The 16,169-nt window shown below is 71.9% G+C and carries 15 protein-coding genes and 2 pseudogenes; 5 read left to right on the forward strand and 12 right to left on the reverse strand.

The genetic code is table 11. From position 1 onward, the window contains the following. Positions 1-27: 27 nt before the first annotated feature. Together recG and J2Z30_RS08680 are read right to left on the reverse strand one after the other, a co-directional pair. Entirely contained in the window at positions 28-2,175 is a 2,148-nt protein-coding gene (recG, locus tag J2Z30_RS08675) for an ATP-dependent DNA helicase RecG (RefSeq protein ID WP_044581333.1), read from the reverse strand. Between the two features lie 166 nt (positions 2,176-2,341). Next, positions 2,342-4,147, reverse strand: a complete 1,806-nt coding sequence (locus J2Z30_RS08680) for a DAK2 domain-containing protein (protein ID WP_044581334.1) — start codon at positions 4,145-4,147, stop codon at positions 2,342-2,344. 216 nt (positions 4,148-4,363) lie between these two features. Between J2Z30_RS08680 and rpmB the strand changes: the two are divergent. Further along, positions 4,364-4,474: pseudogene (gene rpmB, locus J2Z30_RS52110) on the forward strand (50S ribosomal protein L28); the annotation flags it as partial. A 164-nt stretch (positions 4,475-4,638) separates the two neighbouring features. On the opposite strand, the gene thiD reads toward rpmB, so the two are convergent. Then, positions 4,639-5,496, reverse strand: a complete 858-nt coding sequence (gene thiD, locus J2Z30_RS08690; protein ID WP_044569583.1) for a bifunctional hydroxymethylpyrimidine kinase/phosphomethylpyrimidine kinase — start codon at positions 5,494-5,496, stop codon at positions 4,639-4,641. A gap of 92 nt (positions 5,497-5,588) precedes the next feature. Continuing rightward, positions 5,589-6,557, reverse strand: coding sequence for a thiamine-phosphate kinase (locus tag J2Z30_RS08695; protein ID WP_044569584.1), 969 nt, complete (start codon positions 6,555-6,557; stop codon positions 5,589-5,591). Positions 6,558-6,693: 136 nt separating this feature from the next. Here J2Z30_RS08695 and J2Z30_RS08700 point away from each other — a divergent pair, with 136 nt between their 5' ends. Next, entirely contained in the window at positions 6,694-6,927 is a 234-nt protein-coding gene (locus J2Z30_RS08700; RefSeq protein WP_020868183.1) for an Lrp/AsnC family transcriptional regulator, read from the forward strand. 20 nt (positions 6,928-6,947) lie between these two features. Next, positions 6,948-7,445 (forward strand): DUF3515 domain-containing protein, encoded by a 498-nt coding sequence (locus tag J2Z30_RS08705; protein WP_044569585.1) that lies wholly within the window; start codon positions 6,948-6,950, stop codon positions 7,443-7,445. 108 nt (positions 7,446-7,553) lie between these two features. Here the strand turns inward: J2Z30_RS08705 and J2Z30_RS08710 are convergent, their stop codons facing one another. Genes J2Z30_RS08710 through J2Z30_RS08720 form a run of 3 tightly spaced genes read right to left on the reverse strand, consistent with a single transcriptional unit; the run spans position 7,554 to position 10,517 of the window. Continuing rightward, on the reverse strand, positions 7,554-8,726 hold the full coding sequence (locus tag J2Z30_RS08710) for a D-alanine--D-alanine ligase family protein (protein ID WP_044569586.1): 1,173 nt from the start codon (positions 8,724-8,726) through the stop codon (positions 7,554-7,556). Between the two features lie 34 nt (positions 8,727-8,760). Further along, positions 8,761-9,762: an NAD(P)H-dependent glycerol-3-phosphate dehydrogenase gene (locus J2Z30_RS08715; RefSeq protein ID WP_044569587.1), complete on the reverse strand. Its 1,002-nt coding sequence runs from the start codon at positions 9,760-9,762 to the stop codon at positions 8,761-8,763. Beyond that, positions 9,759-10,517: a lysophospholipid acyltransferase family protein gene (locus tag J2Z30_RS08720; RefSeq protein ID WP_044569591.1), complete on the reverse strand. Its 759-nt coding sequence runs from the start codon at positions 10,515-10,517 to the stop codon at positions 9,759-9,761. The genes J2Z30_RS08715 and J2Z30_RS08720 overlap by 4 nt, the downstream gene beginning before the upstream one ends. A gap of 171 nt (positions 10,518-10,688) precedes the next feature. On the opposite strand from J2Z30_RS08720, the pseudogene cofC reads away from it, so the two are divergent. Beyond that, a pseudogene (gene cofC / locus J2Z30_RS08725) lies at positions 10,689-11,309 on the forward strand (2-phospho-L-lactate guanylyltransferase); the annotation flags it as partial. 357 nt (positions 11,310-11,666) lie between these two features. Here cofC and J2Z30_RS08730 read toward each other — a convergent pair. The 4 genes from J2Z30_RS08730 to leuC all read right to left on the reverse strand — a co-directional run bounded on the left by J2Z30_RS08730 (position 11,667) and on the right by leuC (position 14,768). Next, complete coding sequence (locus J2Z30_RS08730; RefSeq protein WP_044569592.1) at positions 11,667-12,242, reverse strand: HU family DNA-binding protein; 576 nt, start codon at positions 12,240-12,242, stop codon at positions 11,667-11,669. Between the two features lie 125 nt (positions 12,243-12,367). Then, positions 12,368-12,613, reverse strand: coding sequence for an SCO5555 family protein (locus J2Z30_RS08735; RefSeq protein WP_044569593.1), 246 nt, complete (start codon positions 12,611-12,613; stop codon positions 12,368-12,370). 124 nt (positions 12,614-12,737) lie between these two features. Then, entirely contained in the window at positions 12,738-13,331 is a 594-nt protein-coding gene (leuD, locus tag J2Z30_RS08740) for a 3-isopropylmalate dehydratase small subunit (RefSeq protein ID WP_044569594.1), read from the reverse strand. Between the two features lie 6 nt (positions 13,332-13,337). Beyond that, complete coding sequence (leuC, locus tag J2Z30_RS08745; protein ID WP_044569595.1) at positions 13,338-14,768, reverse strand: 3-isopropylmalate dehydratase large subunit; 1,431 nt, start codon at positions 14,766-14,768, stop codon at positions 13,338-13,340. 143 nt (positions 14,769-14,911) lie between these two features. Between leuC and ndgR the strand changes: the two genes are divergently transcribed. Continuing rightward, positions 14,912-15,628, forward strand: a complete 717-nt coding sequence (gene ndgR, locus J2Z30_RS08750) for an IclR family transcriptional regulator NdgR (protein WP_030834082.1) — start codon at positions 14,912-14,914, stop codon at positions 15,626-15,628. A gap of 30 nt (positions 15,629-15,658) precedes the next feature. Here the strand turns inward: ndgR and J2Z30_RS08755 are convergent, their stop codons facing one another. Further along, on the reverse strand, positions 15,659-16,150 hold the full coding sequence (locus J2Z30_RS08755) for a DUF4188 domain-containing protein (RefSeq protein WP_209468614.1): 492 nt from the start codon (positions 16,148-16,150) through the stop codon (positions 15,659-15,661). Positions 16,151-16,169 lie beyond the last annotated feature (19 nt).

A 16,169-nucleotide genomic window follows, 5' to 3' on the forward strand; every position in this document is an offset into this window, starting at 1 on the left:
GGCGGTGGCCGGGCGCTCCCCGCGGGCTCAGCCCTTGTCGAGGAACTCCGCGCGCTCCTTGTCCAGCAGGGCGTCCAGCGCGGTGCGCAACTGCGGGTATCCGGCCAGCTCCGGGTCGGCGGCCACGATCGCGGCCGCCTCCTCCCGGGCCGCCGCGATGACCTCCTCGTCGTCGATGACGGCGAGCACCCGCAGCGAGGAACGGACCCCGGACTGGGCCTGGCCGAGCACATCGCCCTCCCGGCGCTGCTCCAGGTCGATCCGGGACAGTTCGAAGCCGTCGAGCGTGGCCGCGACCGCGCCCAGCCGCGACCGGGCGGGGCTGCCCTCGGGCATGTCGGTCACCAGCAGACACAGCCCGGCGGCCGAGCCCCGGCCGACGCGGCCGCGCAGCTGGTGGAGCTGGGAGACGCCGAACCGGTCGGCATCCATGATCACCATGGCGGTGGCGTTGGGCACGTTCACACCGACCTCGATGACGGTCGTGGCGACCAGGACGTCCACCTCGCCCGCGGCGAAACGGCGCATCACCTCGTCCTTGGCCTCGGGCTGCATCCGCCCGTGCAGCACCTCCACCCGCAGATCACTCAGCGGGCCCTTGACGAGCTGCTCGGCGACGTCGACGACGGCCAGCGGCGGGCGCTTCTCCGCCTCGTCCTCGGCGGACTTCTCCTTCGCCGCCTTGGACTCGTCCTCCTCGTCCCCGATCCGCGGGCACACCACATAGCCCTGGTGGCCGGCGGCCACCTCCTCGCGCACCCGCTCCCAGGCGCGGGTCAGGAAGTGCGGCTTGTCCTTGGCGGGCACCACATGGGACGCGATCGGGGAACGGCCCGAGGGCAGCTGGTCCAGGACGGAGGTCTCCAGGTCGCCGAAGACGGTCATGGCGACGGTGCGCGGGATCGGCGTGGCCGTCATCACCAGCAGATGCGGGGGCTGCTTGCCCTTGGAGCGCAGGGCGTCGCGCTGCTCGACCCCGAAGCGGTGCTGCTCGTCCACGACCACCAGGCCGAGATCGTGGAACTGGACCTTGTCCTCGATCAGGGCATGGGTGCCGATCACGATCCCGGCCTCGCCGGTGACCAGGTCCAGCAGCGCCTGACGGCGGGCCGCGGCGCCCATGGAGCCGGTGAGCAGCACGACCTTGGTGCCCTGCTCCGCGCCGCCGAGCATCCCTCCCTCGGCCAGCTTCCCCATCATCTCGGTGATCGACCGGTGGTGCTGCTGGGCGAGCACCTCGGTGGGCGCGAGCATCGCCGCCTGTCCTCCGGCGTCCACGACGCCGAGCATCGCGCGCAGCGCGACCATGGTCTTGCCCGAGCCGACCTCGCCCTGGAGCAGCCGGTGCATCGGGTGGTCGGTGGCGAGGTCGGCGAAGATCTCCTCGCTGACCTTGCGCTGGCCCTCGGTGAGGGTGAACGGCAGCCGGGCGTCGAAGGCGGTCAGCAGCCCGTCCGGGGCGGGCTTGCGGGGCGCCGCGGGCAGCTGGGCGTCGGCCTGCCGCCGCCGGGCGAGCGCCACCTGCAGGACGAACGCCTCGTCCCACTTCAGCCGGTCCCGGGCCGTCGCGATATCGGCCTTGGTGCCCGGCCGGTGGACCTTGCGCAGCGCCTCGGGGAGCGTGGCCAGCCCCCGGCCCTCGCGCAGGCTCTCGGGCAGCGGGTCGATCAGCCCGGCCAGCGCGGACTCCTCATGACCGGCCGGGCCGAGCACGGTGTCGACGGCCTGCTGGATCTGCCAGGACTCCATCTGCTTGCACGCCGGGTACAGCGGCAGCAGCTGATTGGCGAACGCCTCCACGGCCTCCGTGCCGCTCCCGGCGCCCAGCGCCTTGAACTCCGGGTGTGCCAGCTGCCGCTTGCGGTTGAAGACCGAGACCTTCCCGGCGAACATCGCGCGGGTGCCGGGCTGGAGCTCCGTACGCGGCTTGTGGACGCCCTTGCCGAAGAAGACCAGCTGGAGACGGCCGCTGCCGTCGGTGATGGTGACCTCCAGCCGCCGGCCCCGGCCGCCGTTGAACGTGTGCACCCGGGCGTCGGCGACCTGCGCCACCACGGTCACATGCTCGTCCAGGGGCAGGTCGGACAGCCGGGTCAGCTCACCGCGCTCCGCGTACCGCCGCGGGTAGTGGTGCAGCAGGTCGCCGACGGTGTGCAGGTCGAGATGGTCGGCCATCACCTTCGCGGTGTTGCCGCCCAGGACCTTCTTCAGGGGTTCATCCAGCACGGGCACCCGTCCATTGCACACCACGGGGGTGACAATCGGGGATGACGAGCGGGGTGATTCCAGCGGGGGTGGTTCAGCGGGGTGGTTCCAGCGGGGCCGCTCTGCGCGGCCGGGCTCATTCGATGCCTATGATCAGCGGCGCGGTGGGCTGACCGCCGCGGTAGACGACCGTGTCGACGGCGAAGTGCCCCTCCCGCACATGGCGCTCCAGCCGTTCGGCGACCTCGTCCGGAAGGTCCGCGCCGAGCACCAGCGTGACCATCTCACCGCCCGCCGCCAGCATCCGGTCCAGCACCGTCCCGGCGGTCGCGGCCAGCTCCGAGCCGATCACCGCCACATCACCGTCGATCATGCCCAGGACGTCTCCGGCCTGGCACACCCCTGCCATGGTCCAGGACTGGCGCTCGGCGACGGCCAGTTCCGCGTAGCGGGTGGCGCCCGCGGCCGAGGTCATGGCGACCACGTCCTCGTCGAAGCTGCGGCCGGGCTCGTGGACGGCGAGCGCGGCGATGCCCTGGACGGCGGAGCGGGTGGGGATCACCGCGACCCGTACGCCCTCGGCGCGGGCCTGGGCCGCGGCCGCGGCCGCCGCGTGGTGCAGCTCGCTGTCGTTCGGCAGCAGCACGACCTCCCGTGCGTGGGCCCGGCGGACCGCGTCCACCAGCTCACCACTGGCGGGCGGCTCCCCGGGGCGGGTGGCGACCGCGGTCGCGCCCGCCTCCGCGCACAGCGCGGCCAGCCCGTCGCCGGGGACGACGGCGACCACGGCGCGGGGCACGCGCTCGGCGCGCGGGCCGCCCGTAGGGCCCTGGGCGCCGGACTGGTCCGGCAGGACGATGGCCGGGCCTGGCCGGTCCGGACCGCCCAAGCCCGCCTTACGGACGGCGGCGCCGTCGAAGTGGGTGATCCGGATGCGGTACGGGCGCCCGGCCTGGATGCCCGCCTCCACGGCCGCCCCCGCGTCGTCCACATGGACGTGGACGTTCCACAGGCCGTCGCCGCCGACGACCACCAGGGAGTCGCCGAGGGCGTCCAGCCGCTCCCGCAGGGCGGTCACGGCCGTGTCGTCGGCCTCCAGGAGGTAGATCACCTCGAAGGCGGGCCCGCCGTCCGGGGCGCCGTCGGTGGAGCAGCCCACCAGATCCTGCCCCTGCCCGCCCGTCCCGGTGGGCGCCAGGGCGTCACGGCCGGGGCGAGCCGGGGCGAGCGCCGCGGGGGCCTCGCCCGACAGGGCCTGGGCGAGCCCGCCCAGGACCGTCACCAGGCCGTAGCCGCCCGCGTCGACCACCCCCGCGCGGGCGAGGGCGTCGAGCTGGCCGGGGGTGGCCTGGAGCGCCGTACGGGCGCCCTCGTACGCGGCGCGGGCCACCGTGGCGACGTCACCCGTGGCGCGCTCCGCGCTCTCCGCTGCGGCCACGGCGACCGTAAGGACGGTGCCTTCGACGGGGTGCGCGACGGCCAGGTAGGCGAGGTCGACCGCGCGCCGCAGCGCCCGCCGCAGCCCGTCCGCCTCGCCCGCGCCCGGGTTCCCGTCCGGTGTGCCGTCGGCCAGGACGTCCGCCATACCGCGCAGCAGCTGCGCGAGGATCGTGCCGGAGTTGCCCCGCGCGCCGATCAGCGCGCCATGGGCCATGGCGCGCACCACATCGGCGAGGGTGGGACGGGACACGGCGGCCGAGGTCGCGTGGCCGTCGAAGGCGGCGTCCACGGCCCGTGCGGCGGACTCCACGGTCAGATACAGATTGGTGCCGGTGTCCCCGTCCGCGACCGGATAGACGTTGATCGCGTCGATGTCCGCTCGGGCCCGGCCCAGCGCGTCGAGGGCGAGCCCGCACCAGGTCCGTACCGCATCGGCGTCGAGCGTGTGCGGCACGAAAGGTCCTCCTCGGAGGCTGCTGGGGCGGGGTGGGCATCGCGTCATCGCAGGGTAGCCGCCGCCCTCGGCGGGTGCCGGGGCAGCCATGATAGTTTCGTTGTACGGGAGTGGCCGTTGTATGCTGCTCCGGTTGCCCGATGCGAATCGGGCCATTCCCCCAGGCGCCGCCGAATCCTCCACGATTCAGTCAGCGTCCGGGGCATCCGTTCAGTGTCCTGTCTCCTCGCGAGAAGCGAGGTTGACCCGTCTTTGGAGTAACCCGTGGCTGCCAACTGCGACGTCTGCGGCAAGGGGCCGGGCTTCGGCAACAACATCTCGCACTCGCACCGCCGCACCCGCCGTCGTTGGAACCCCAACATCCAGACGGTGCGCGCTGTGGTCGGTCGTACCCCGAAGCGGCTCAACGTCTGCACCTCGTGCATCAAGGCCGGCAAGGTTTCGCGCTAGTCGTCTAGTCGCACGGCCTCCCCGCGCAAGCGGGATACCGGTACGCCAGGCCGGTCCACCACTGGAGTGGACCGGCCTTTCGCGTGCCCTCAGCCAGTCCCCTCCGACCAGCCAGTCCCCTCCGACAGCCACCCGTGGTCGACCGGGCCGATGCCCGCGCCCAGGGGGAAGCCCGCCGCGATGGCGCCCGTGACGTAGTCCTTGGCCGCGGTGACGGCCTCGGGGACCTCGTAGCCGCCCGCCAGATACGTGGCGATGGCCGCGGCGAGGGTGCACCCCGTGCCGTGCGTATGGCGGTTGTCCTGGCGGGGCGCGCGCAGCCAGTGCTCCTCGGTGCCGTCGGTGAGCAGATCCACCGCGTCGCCGCCGGGCAGATGGCCACCCTTGATCAGCGCCCATCGCGGACCGTGGCCCAGCACCGCCCCGGCCGCCCGCCGCTGGTCGTCCTCCGACTCCACGCGGACGCCGGTGAGCTGGGTCACCTCGTCCAGGTTCGGCGTGGCCACGGTCGCGGCCGGCAGCAGCTTCGTACGGACCGCGTCGAGCGCCTCGGCGGCCAGCAGCGGGTCACCGTGCTTGGAGACGCCGACCGGATCGACGACCACCGGCGCGGTGACGTCCGCGAGCAGCGCGGCGACGGTCTCGACCAGTTCGGCGGTCGCCAGCATGCCGGTCTTGACCGCCTGGACGCCGATGTCGTCGGCCACGCTGCGGAACTGGGTCCGTACGGCCTCGGCGGGCAGCTCCCAGGCGCCCTGGACGCCCAGGGAGTTCTGAGCCGTCACCGCGGTGATCACGCTCATGCCGTGGGCGCCCAGGGCCAGCATGGTCTTCAGGTCGGCCTGGATGCCCGCACCGCCACCGGAGTCCGATCCGGCGACGGTGAGGACACGCACGGGCGCCGAGCCGTCATGGGCGGGGCGGGGGACGCGGGGAGGTAGAGCCATGGCACCGAATCTACTCGGCGCCCCCGGCACCCCCGAACGTCCCCCAAGGCGCCCTTACGGTCACTCGGCGCCCATACCGTCACCCGGCGACGTCACTCGGCGCCCTCACCGTCGCCGAAGTGGTCCCAGCCCCCGTGTGCCCAGGGAGCTCCGTCCACCGTCACCTGGGGCAGCGCCGAGGGGTTGAGCACCTCGCCGATCACCTTCCAGCGGGCCGGCAGCTTGGCGTCGGGCGGGAAGGTGGCCACGATCGCGTGGTCCTCTCCCCCGCTGAGCACCCACTGGAGCGGATCGACGCCCACCGCCTGCCCGATGTCCGACATCTGCGAGGGGACGTCGATGTCCGCCGAGCGCAGATCGATGCGGACCTTGCTGGCCTCCGCGATATGCCCGAGGTCGGCCACCAGGCCGTCGCTCACATCGGTCATCGCGGTCGCCCCCAGCCCGGCGGCGGCGGGACCGGCGTGGTACGGCGGCTCCGGCCGCCGGTGCGCCTCGACGAAGGCCCGCGGCGAGCGGAAGCCGCGCGAGAGCACCGCGTGCCCGGCCGCCGACCAGCCCAGCCAGCCGGTGACGGCGACAACGTCGCCGGGCTGGGCACCGGATCGGGTGACCGGCTCGTGGTTGCGCAGATCGCCCAGTGCGGTGATGGCAACGGTGATGGTGTCCCCGCGCACGACGTCACCGCCCACCACGGCCGCGCCCGCGACCTGGCATTCGTCGCGGATGCCGTCCATCAGCTCGGCCGGCCAGGTCACCGGCAGATCGGCGGGGACCACCAGGCCGAGCAGCAGGGCTGTCGGCACGGCGCCCATGGCCGCGATGTCGGCCAGGTTCTGGGCCGCGGCCTTACGGCCGACGTCATAGGCGGTGGACCAGTCCCGCCGGAAGTGCCTGCCCTCCAGCAGGATGTCCGTACTGGCCACGACCCTCCGGTCGGGCGCGGCCACGACCGCGGCATCGTCACCGGGCCCCAACCTCACCGCCGGGGTGGTGGTGAGCCGGGATGTGAGCTCTCTGATGAGCCCGAACTCCCCCAACTCGCCCACGGTGCCCTTCATCCCATCGCCCCTTCGTGCTCGTGACCACTTTCCGCCGCGCCGCGCTCCCCGCGCGGGTCTCCCCGCGCCGCATGGCGACGCGGTACCGTGGCGTCCCTTCTCTCCACATGATCCTCGTAGCCGCCCTGGAGGTTCCGTGGTACAGGCGTACATCCTGATCCAGACCGAGGTCGGCAGGGCCTCGACCGTGGCCGACATCATCGCCAAGCTCCCCGGGGTGATACAGGCGGAGGACGTCACGGGCCCCTATGACGTGATCGTCCGCGCCCAGGCCGACACGGTCGATGAGCTCGGCCGCATGGTGGTCGCGAAAGTCCAGCAAGTGGAAGGGATCACCCGTACCCTGACCTGCCCGGTCGTCCATCTCTAGCTCCCCCGTATGATCGGCCGGTGAATTCCGCACACCGTAGTCTCACCCGACGGCTCGTTCCGCTGTCCGCCGCGGTGGTCCTGGCCCTGGTGCCGGTAGCCGGTTGCTCCTTCACCGGGGACTCCGACGACACCAAGGCGCTCGCGGTTCCCACTCCGGCCCCACAGGCGGCCGCGATCTGCCGCGCGCTGCACAAGAAACTGCCCCATGCCGTGAACGGGCTGAAGCGGGGCACCGCCGAGCCCGCCTCGGACTACACAGCCGTGTGGGGGGACCCCGCCGTGCAGCTGCGCTGCGGAGTCCCCCGGCCGGAGGCGATGGGCTCCAAGACCGCGTCGGCCGAGGTGAACGGCGTCGAGTGGCTCCCGGAGAAGCGAGACGGCGGCTACCGCTTCACCACCGTACTGCGCCGGGCCTATGTCGAGGTGACCGTGCCCGGGAAGTACTCCCCCGAGATCAACCCCCTGCTCGACCTCGCCCGCGCCGTCAAGAAGACGGTCCCGAAGGGCGTGGCCTAGCGCGGCCCCGTGCGGCTGGCGCGGCCCCGTGCGGCTGGCGCGGCCCCGTGCGGCTGGCGCGGCCCCGTGCGGCTGGCGCGGCCCCGTGCGGCTGGCGCGGCCGTCCGGCTAGCGCAGCCCCGTCGAGCGGCGCAGCGCGGCCTCCAGCAGCCGGTCCACCAGCTCGGGGTAGCTCACGCCGCTCTCCTGCCACATGCGCGGGTACATCGAGATCGGAGTGAAACCGGGCATGGTGTTGATCTCGTTGATCACGAACTCACCGCTGTCCAGCAGGAAGAAGTCGGCCCGAACCAGCCCCTCGCAGGACGCCGCCTCGAAGGCGGCCACCGCGAGTTCCTGGACCCGCCGGGTCTGCTCCTCGGTGAGCGGCGCGGGCACGATGCCGTCCGCCGCGTCGATGTACTTCGCCTCGAAGTCGTAGAAGGTGTGGGAGGAGACCGGCGGGATCTCGGCGGGCACGCTGGCGCGCGGCCCGTCCTCGTACTCCAGCACCCCGCACTCGATCTCGCGGCCGCGCAGCAGCGCCTCCACGATGACCTTCGGGTCGTGGCGCCTGGCCTCCTCGACGGCCGCGTCCAGGTCCGCCGGGCCCTCGACCTTGCTGATGCCGAAGGACGAGCCGGCCCGCGCGGGCTTCACGAAGAGCGGCCAGCCGTGCTCCTCGGCGAACTCCACGATCCGCTGGCGGGCGGCGGAAGGTTCCTGCTCCCAGGCCCGGGGGCGGATCACCTCGTACGGGCCGACGGGCAGCCCGAAGGAGACGAACACCCGCTTCATGTACTCCTTGTCCATGCCCACGGCGGAGGCGAGCACCCCGGCCCCCACGTACGGCACCCCGGACAGCTCCAGCAGCCCCTGGAGGGTGCCGTCCTCGCCGTACGGGCCGTGCAGCATGGGGAAGACGACGTCGACGTCGCCCAGTGCCTTGGGCACCGCCCCCGGTTCGCTGTAGACGACCTCGCGGTTCCCCGGGTCGACCGGGAGGACGACCGAGCCCTCGCTGGACTCGGCGAGCCGTTCGACGCTGGGCAGCTCGCGATTGGCGATGGCCATCCGCTCGGGCTCGTCGGCGGTCAGCGCCCAACGGCCGTCCGCGGTGATGCCGATCGGCAGCACGTCGTACTTCTCGCGGTCGATGGCGCGCAGCACGGCGCCCGCGGTGACCACCGAGATGGCGTGCTCGGAGCTGCGGCCGCCGAAGACGACGGCGACGCGCGGCTTCCGCCGCTCGCCTCCGGATGAAGCCGGGACAGGGCCTGGGGAAGGGGTCTGGCTGCTCATATCGCGTTGAGGTTACCTTGCGGTCCGCGTGGCGTCAGTGCCGCTCGGCCTTGGCGCTGCGGGACATCAGCTCTTTGAGTGCGACAAGGGGCTGTTTGCCGTCGTGCACGATCTCGACGACGGTTTCGGTGATGGGCATGTCGACATCGTGGCGGCGGGCGAGATCCAGCACCGACTCGCACGACTTGACGCCCTCCGCGGTCTGCTTGGTGACCGCGATGGTCTCCTCCAGTGTCATCCCGCGGCCCAGGTTGGTGCCGAAGGTGTGGTTGCGGGAGAGCGGGGAGGAGCAGGTGGCGACGAGGTCGCCCATGCCCGCCAGGCCCGCGAAGGTGTGCGCGTCGGCGCCCATCGCCAGGCCCAGCCGGGTCGTTTCGGCGAGGCCGCGGGTGATGAGCGACGCCTTGGTGTTGTCGCCGAGGCCCATGCCGTCGGCGATGCCCACGGCCAGCGCGATGACGTTCTTCACCGCGCCACCCAGCTCGCAGCCGACCACGTCGGTGTTGGTGTACGGGCGGAAGTACGCGGTGTGGCAGGCGGTCTGGAGGCGGCGGGCCACGCTCTCGTCGGGGCAGGCCACCACGGAGGCGGCGGGCTGCCGGGCGGCGATCTCCTTGGCGAGGTTGGGTCCGGTGAGCACCGCGACGCGCTCGGCGGGCGCCTTGGCGACCTCCTGGACGACCTCGCTCATCCGCTTGGCCGTGCCGAGTTCGACGCCCTTCATCAGGGAGACCAGCACGGTGTCGGCGGCCAGCAGCGGGGCCCAGTCGGTGAGGTTGCCGCGCAGCGTCTGGGAGGGCACGGAGAACACGGTGAACTCCGCGCCGGCCGCGGCCTCGGCCGGGTCGGTGGTGGCGCGCACACCGTCGGGGAGCCGCACCCCGGGGAAGTAGTCGGGATTGCCGTGGCCGGTGTTGATGGCCTCGACGACACCGGGCCGGCGCCCCCACAGCGTCACCTCGCACCCCGCGTCGGCGAGCACCATCGCGAAGGCGGTGCCCCAGGAGCCGGTGCCGAAGACGGCGCAGCGCGTCACTTGCTCTCCTCATCGGCCAGCGGGAGCGGCGGACCGTCGGTGCCGTTCCGCGTGGGCCGGTCGTACCTCTGAACGGGCGCCGACTGGCCGCGCACCTCGGAGAGGAGCTCGGTGATGGCGCCCATGATGGTGTCGGTGGCCGCCCTGAGGACTTCAGCGGTGGGCTCCTGGCCGTAGAACTCGGACAGGTCCACCGGCGGGCCGGCGTGCACCTTGAGCGTCTTACGGGGGAAGAGGCGGACCCGCTTCTCCTTGGCGTAGGGCGGCACGGCCTCGTTGGCGCCCCACTGGGCGACGGGGATGACCGGGGCCTTGGTGAGCAGCGCGACCCGCGCGGCGCCGGTCTTTCCGCGCATGGGCCACATGTCCGGGTCGCGGGTGAGGGTGCCCTCGGGGTAGAAGGCCACGCACTCCCCCTTGTTGATGGCGTCCACGGCGGAGCGGAAGGCGTTGGCGGCGTCGGTGGACTCGCGGTATACGGGGATCTGGCCGGTGCCGCGGAGCATGGTGCCCACGAAGCCGCCTCTGAAGAGGGCGGCCTTGGCGAGGAAGCGCGGCACCCTTCCGGTGTTGTACTGGAAGTGCGCGTAGGAGAGCGGGTCGAGATACGAGTTGTGATTGATCGCGGTGATAAATCCACCGTCGGCGGGAATGTGCTCCATTCCGTGCCAGTCCCGCTTGAACAGAACCACCAGCGGCGGTTTGCACAGGACCGCGGCCATGCGGTACCAGAAGCCGATTCTGCGGCCGGACACTCGGAACATCCTCTCTTGGACCCTGCTGACCTGCTGGCTTGCTGTCGTCCCCGGCAGCCGCACAAGTGTCGCTCCAGGCACCCCGTCTGTCGAGGACACCGTAACCCCGCACGTCTTCGGCGAGCCGGGCAGCAGGTCAGAATGAGGCCCGTGGGAAGAAACGGAGCCCCTGTGACCTGGACCCTCGTGGTACCGCTGAAGCCCTTGGCGCGGGCCAAGACCAGGCTCTCCGACGCCGCGGGGGACGGTCCGCGGACCCTGCTCGCCCTCGCGTTCGCCCAGGACACGGTGGGCGCGGCGCTGGCGAGCCGATGGGTGCGGGAGGTGACCGTCGTCACCGACGATCCGCTCGCCGGACGTGAGCTGTCGGCCCTCGGCGCCCGGATCCTGCCCGACTCCCCGGGGCTCGGGCTGAACGCTGCCCTGGCGCACGGCGCCCGCGCGGTCCGCGAGGAGCGTCCCGAGGCCGCCGTGGCGGCGCTCAACGCCGATCTCCCGGCGCTGCGGACGGTGGAACTCGACCTGGTGCTCGAGGCCGCCTCCGGCTTCTCACGCGCCTTCCTGGCGGACGCCGCGGGGGTGGGCACCACGCTGCTCTCGGCGGCGCCCGGCGCCGAGCTGGCGCCCGCCTTCGGGGGCCCGTCGCGGGACCGGCACCGGGCGTCGGGGGCGCGGGAGATCGAGCTGACGGGGGTGGACTCGGTGCGGCGCGATGTGGACACGGCCGGGGATCTGCGCGCGGCGGTGGCCCTGGGCGTGGGCGCCCACACCAGGGCTAGGCTGGCGGACATGCAGGGAACCGCCTATACGTACGACCCCGAGACCCGCGCCGGCAGCGTGCTGCTGGACGACGGCACCCCGCTGCCGTTCGACACCGCGGCCTTCGACGCCGGGGGGCTGCGGATGCTGCGCCCGGGGCAGCGGGTGCGGATCGAGGTGGAGGGCGAGGGCGAGCAGCGCCGGGTCGTCTTCGTCACGCTGCAGACGTTCTGAGCGCCGTGAGGCTCCGAGCCCGGCGGACGGATCCGGGCGCCACGGAGGCTCTGGGCGCCAGCCCCTGCGACACCGGGCGCCGACAGCACCGCGGGCCGGGCTCCCTCGGGGAGCCCGGCCCGGCGCGGATGCGGTGGGGCGCCTGAGCGCCGCCGGCTAGCGCTTCCTGGCGGTGGTCTTCTTCGCGGTGGTCTTACGGGCACTCGTCTTGCGCGCCGGGGCCTTCTTCGCGGTGGCCTTGGCAGGGGCCTTCTTGGCCGTGGTCTTCTTGGCGGGGGCCTTCTTGGCCGTGGCCTTCTTGGCTGGAGCCTTCTTGGCAGCCGCCTTCTTCGCCGGGGCCTTCTTGGCCGTGGTCTTCTTGGCGGTCGCCTTCTTGGCCGCGGCCTTCTTCGCCGCCACCTGGAGGCTGCCCTTGGGGGCCTTCTTCACGGCGACCTCGCCGCCGCGTGGGAGCTTCTTGGAGCCGCTCACCAGATCCTTGAAGCCCTGGCCGGGACGGAAGCGGGGCACCGAGGTCTTCTTGACCCGCACGCGCTCCCCGGTCTGGGGGTTACGGGCGTACCGGGCGGGCCGCTCCACCTTCTCGAACGAACCGAATCCAGTGACCGAAACTCGCTCCCCGGTGACGACCGCCCGGACGATGGCGTCCAGGACTGCGTCTACGGCATCGGCGGCCTGCTGACGGCCGCCGACCTTGTCGGCAATCGCTTCTACGAGCTGCGCCTTGTTCACGTCTTCCCCTTCGGAGACATTGCCGGAATCAATGTGTTCAAGCCTTTTCGCACGTTAGGCAGATATATACCGCAAATCAAACACGAAACGGGCTAATCACCCTTGTGCCGCAACGCACTCGATCGTCACGGACATCCGTCGGTGTCGGGATCTTGGGGGAAACGCCCCTCGTCGAGGTCGTTCATCAACCGCTCCAGACGCTTTGCCGCGTCTGCGAGATCGTGTTTCGCCGCTGAGGTGATGACCAGCAGCTTCCGGGACAGCGCCATCCGTACGCCCTCCGGGACTTGCAGTGCGCGCACCTTTGCGTGCGCTTCCTTGAGCCGGTCGGCGACGATGCCGTAGAGCTCGAGTTGGCCGTCGCGTTCCATGCACTGATTGTGCCATCTGAGGCGAGTTGTCGCTTCACGGGGCCTCAACATGCCGATGCGCCGCCGGTCCGAGGACCGGCGGCGCATCTTGCCAAACCCGCTCTGTACAGGGAGAACCGGGGGGTCAGACCTCCACGGTGCTGGGCTTGAAGGAGGGGCGACCCACCTCGTACGAGGCGATCGAGTCCTCCTCCCTGAGGGTGAGGCTGATGTCGTCCAGCCCCTCCAGGAGTCGCCACCGGGCGTTCTCGTCAAGCTCAAAATCAGCCGTGATGCCCTCGGCCCGGACCTGGCGCTCGACGAGGTCCACGGTGACCTCCGCCGTGGGGTCCGCCTCGACCAGCTTCCACAGCCGGTCCACGGTCTCCTGCGGCAGGACGACGGTCAGCAACCCGTTCTTGAGGGAGTTGCCTCGGAAGATGTCGGCGAAGCGGGCGGAGACGACGGCCTTGAAGCCGTAGTTCTGCAGCGCCCACACCGCGTGCTCGCGCGAGGAGCCGGTGCCGAAGTCGGGACCGGCCACCAGAACCGTTCCACCCTTGTGCTCGGCCTTGTTGAGCACGAACTCCGGGTCCTTGCGCCACGCCTCGAAAAGGCCGTCCTCGAAGCCGTCGCGGGTGACCTTCTTGAGCCAGTGCGCCGGGATGATCTGGTCCGTGTCCACGTTGCTGCGGCGCAGCGGGACGGCCCGGCCGGTGTGCGTGGTAAATGCTTCCATGACTGCTCAGGCCCCCACGGGAGTCGATACGGCGGCGTCGGACAGGTCGGCGGGCGAGGCCAGATGGCCCAGCACCGCGGTGGCGGCGGCGACCTGCGGCGAGACCAGGTGGGTCCGGCCGCCCTTGCCCTGCCGGCCCTCGAAGTTGCGGTTGGACGTGGACGCCGACCGCTCACCGGGCGCGAGCTGGTCGGGGTTCATGCCCAGGCACATCGAGCAGCCCGCGTGCCGCCATTCGGCCCCCGCGGCGGTGAACACCTTGTCCAGCCCCTCCTCGACGGCCTGGAGGGCGACCCGCACCGAACCGGGGACCACCAACATCCGTACGCCGTCGGCCACCGCACGGCCGGACAGCACCGAGGCGGCGGAGCGCAGGTCCTCGATGCGCCCGTTGGTGCAGGAGCCGACGAAGACCGTGTCCACCTTGATGTCGCGCAGCGGCTGACCGGCCGTCAGGCCCATGTACTCCAGGGCCTTCTCGGCGGCGTAGCTCTCGCTGGCGTCCTCGAAGGAGGCCGGGTCCGGGACCGACTCCGACAGCGGCGCGCCCTGGCCCGGGTTGGTGCCCCAGGTGACGAACGGGGCGAGTTCGGAGGCGTCGATGACGACCTCACGGTCGAAGACCGCGTCGTCGTCACCGCGCAGGGTGCGCCAGTACGCGACGGCGGCGTCCCAGTCGGCACCCTGGGGCGCGTGCGGGCGGCCCTCCAGATAGGCGAAGGTCGTCTCGTCCGGGGCGATCATGCCCGCGCGGGCGCCCGCCTCGATGGACATGTTGCACACGGTCATCCGGGCCTCCATCGAGAGCTTCTCGATGGCCGGGCCGCGGTACTCGATCACATAACCCTGGCCGCCGCCGGTGCCGATCTTCGCGATGATCGCCAGGATCAGATCCTTGGCGGTGACGCTCTCGGGCAGCTCACCCTCGACGGTGATCGCCATGGTCTTGAACGGCGCGAGCGGCAGCGTCTGCGTCGCCAGCACATGCTCGACCTGGCTGGTGCCGATGCCGAACGCGAGCGCGCCGAAGGCGCCGTGGGTCGAGGTGTGGCTGTCACCGCAGACCACGGTCGTGCCCGGCTGGGTCAGTCCCAGCTGCGGTCCCACCACGTGGACGACGCCCTGCTCGACATCGCCGAGCGGGTGCAGCCGGACACCGAACTCCGCACAGTTCTTGCGCAGCGTCTCCAACTGGGCGCGCGAGACGGGGTCCGCGATCGGCTTGTCGATGTCGAGGGTGGGGGTGTTGTGGTCCTCGGTCGCGAGGGTGAGATCGGTACGACGGACCGTACGGCCGGCCTTGCGCAGGCCGTCGAACGCCTGCGGGCTGGTCACCTCGTGCAGCAGATGCAGATCGATGAAAAGCAGGTCAGGCTCGCCTTCGGCGCGCCGGACGACATGGTCGTCCCAGACCTTCTCCGCGAGTGTCCGTCCCATCGCTGTCCCTCCGGCCGGCGCCAGCGCCGGCCCAAACTCGAGTCGAGTGCGTGCCCTGGTCCGCGGGCCCGCCATTTACAGGGTGGCGGGTATCCCCGGAAATTGAACTTGCGTTTCACACTGTGAGACGTGAGTATCGTCCCATGGACAACACTAGCGGTGTCGGCGTTCTCGACAAGGCGGCTCTGGTTCTGAGCGCCCTTGAGTCCGGTCCGGCCACCCTCGCCGGGCTGGTCGGGGCGACCGGCCTCGCCCGCCCGACGGCACACCGGCTGGCGGTGGCACTCGAGCACCACCGGATGGTGGCACGTGACATGCAGGGGCGCTTCATTCTGGGCCCCCGCCTGGCCGAGCTGGCGGCGGCCGCGGGCGAGGACCGGCTGCTCGCCACGGCCGGGCCCGTACTCACCCACCTCCGGGACGTGACCGGCGAGAGCGCGCAGCTCTACCGGCGCCAGGGAGACATGCGCATCTGTGTCGCCGCGGCCGAGCGGCTGTCCGGACTGCGGGACACCGTGCCGGTCGGCTCCACACTCCCCATGAAGGCCGGCTCGGCCGCCCAGGTGCTGATGGCCTGGGAGGAGCCCGAGCGGCTGCACCGCGGACTCCAGGGCGCCCGCTTCACCGCCACGGCCCTGTCGGGCGTACGGCGGCGGGGCTGGGCCCAGTCGATCGGCGAGCGGGAGCCGGGCGTGGCGTCCGTCTCGGCGCCCGTGCGCGGCCCGTCCAACCGCGTGGTCGCCGCCGTCTCGGTCTCCGGACCGATCGAGCGGCTGACCCGCCACCCGGGCCGCATGCACGCCCAGGCGGTCATCGACGCGGCGGCACGCCTGACGGACGCCCTCCGCCGGGGCAACTGATGAGCGCCTTACGGCGCCCATGGCGCCCTATTACGCCGTGTTCAATCTCAGCCGGTCGGCCGCACGGTCCCCGCGGCGGCCGACCGGGACGACTCCGGTGGCCTTGCCCAGGCCGAACGCCGGCATGTTGATGTAGACCGCCTCGTGCGCCCCGGCCGGTACGACATAGGTCTCGTGCCAGAAGCCGACCTTGCCCCGGCCCTCTCGCAGCCGGCGGTTGAACGCCGCCCAGGCGGGGCGGTGCTCCTTGTCCTGGGCCACCGAGTACTCCAGCAGCCGCTCGTGCGAGTCCCAGTACTGGACCACGTAGAGCACCCGCGGCGCGCCGAACAGCAGCTGATAGCCCAGCATCCCGCTCTCCCCGTCCCGCGACAGCTCGCGGAGCATCCGCGGCATCGCCCGGAAGACCGGCAGCCAGCTCCGCAGCGCACGGAAGCGGTTGATGCGCATGCCGATCAGGAAGACGGTGACCTCCCCCTCGGCCTCGGCGGTCATACGGCCGGCGAGCAGCTCGGCACCCATGGTGATCCCCTCGTTCCCC

The organism is Streptomyces iranensis (assembly GCF_017874715.1).
In the GTDB taxonomy this organism is placed as follows: domain Bacteria; phylum Actinomycetota; class Actinomycetes; order Streptomycetales; family Streptomycetaceae; genus Streptomyces; species Streptomyces iranensis.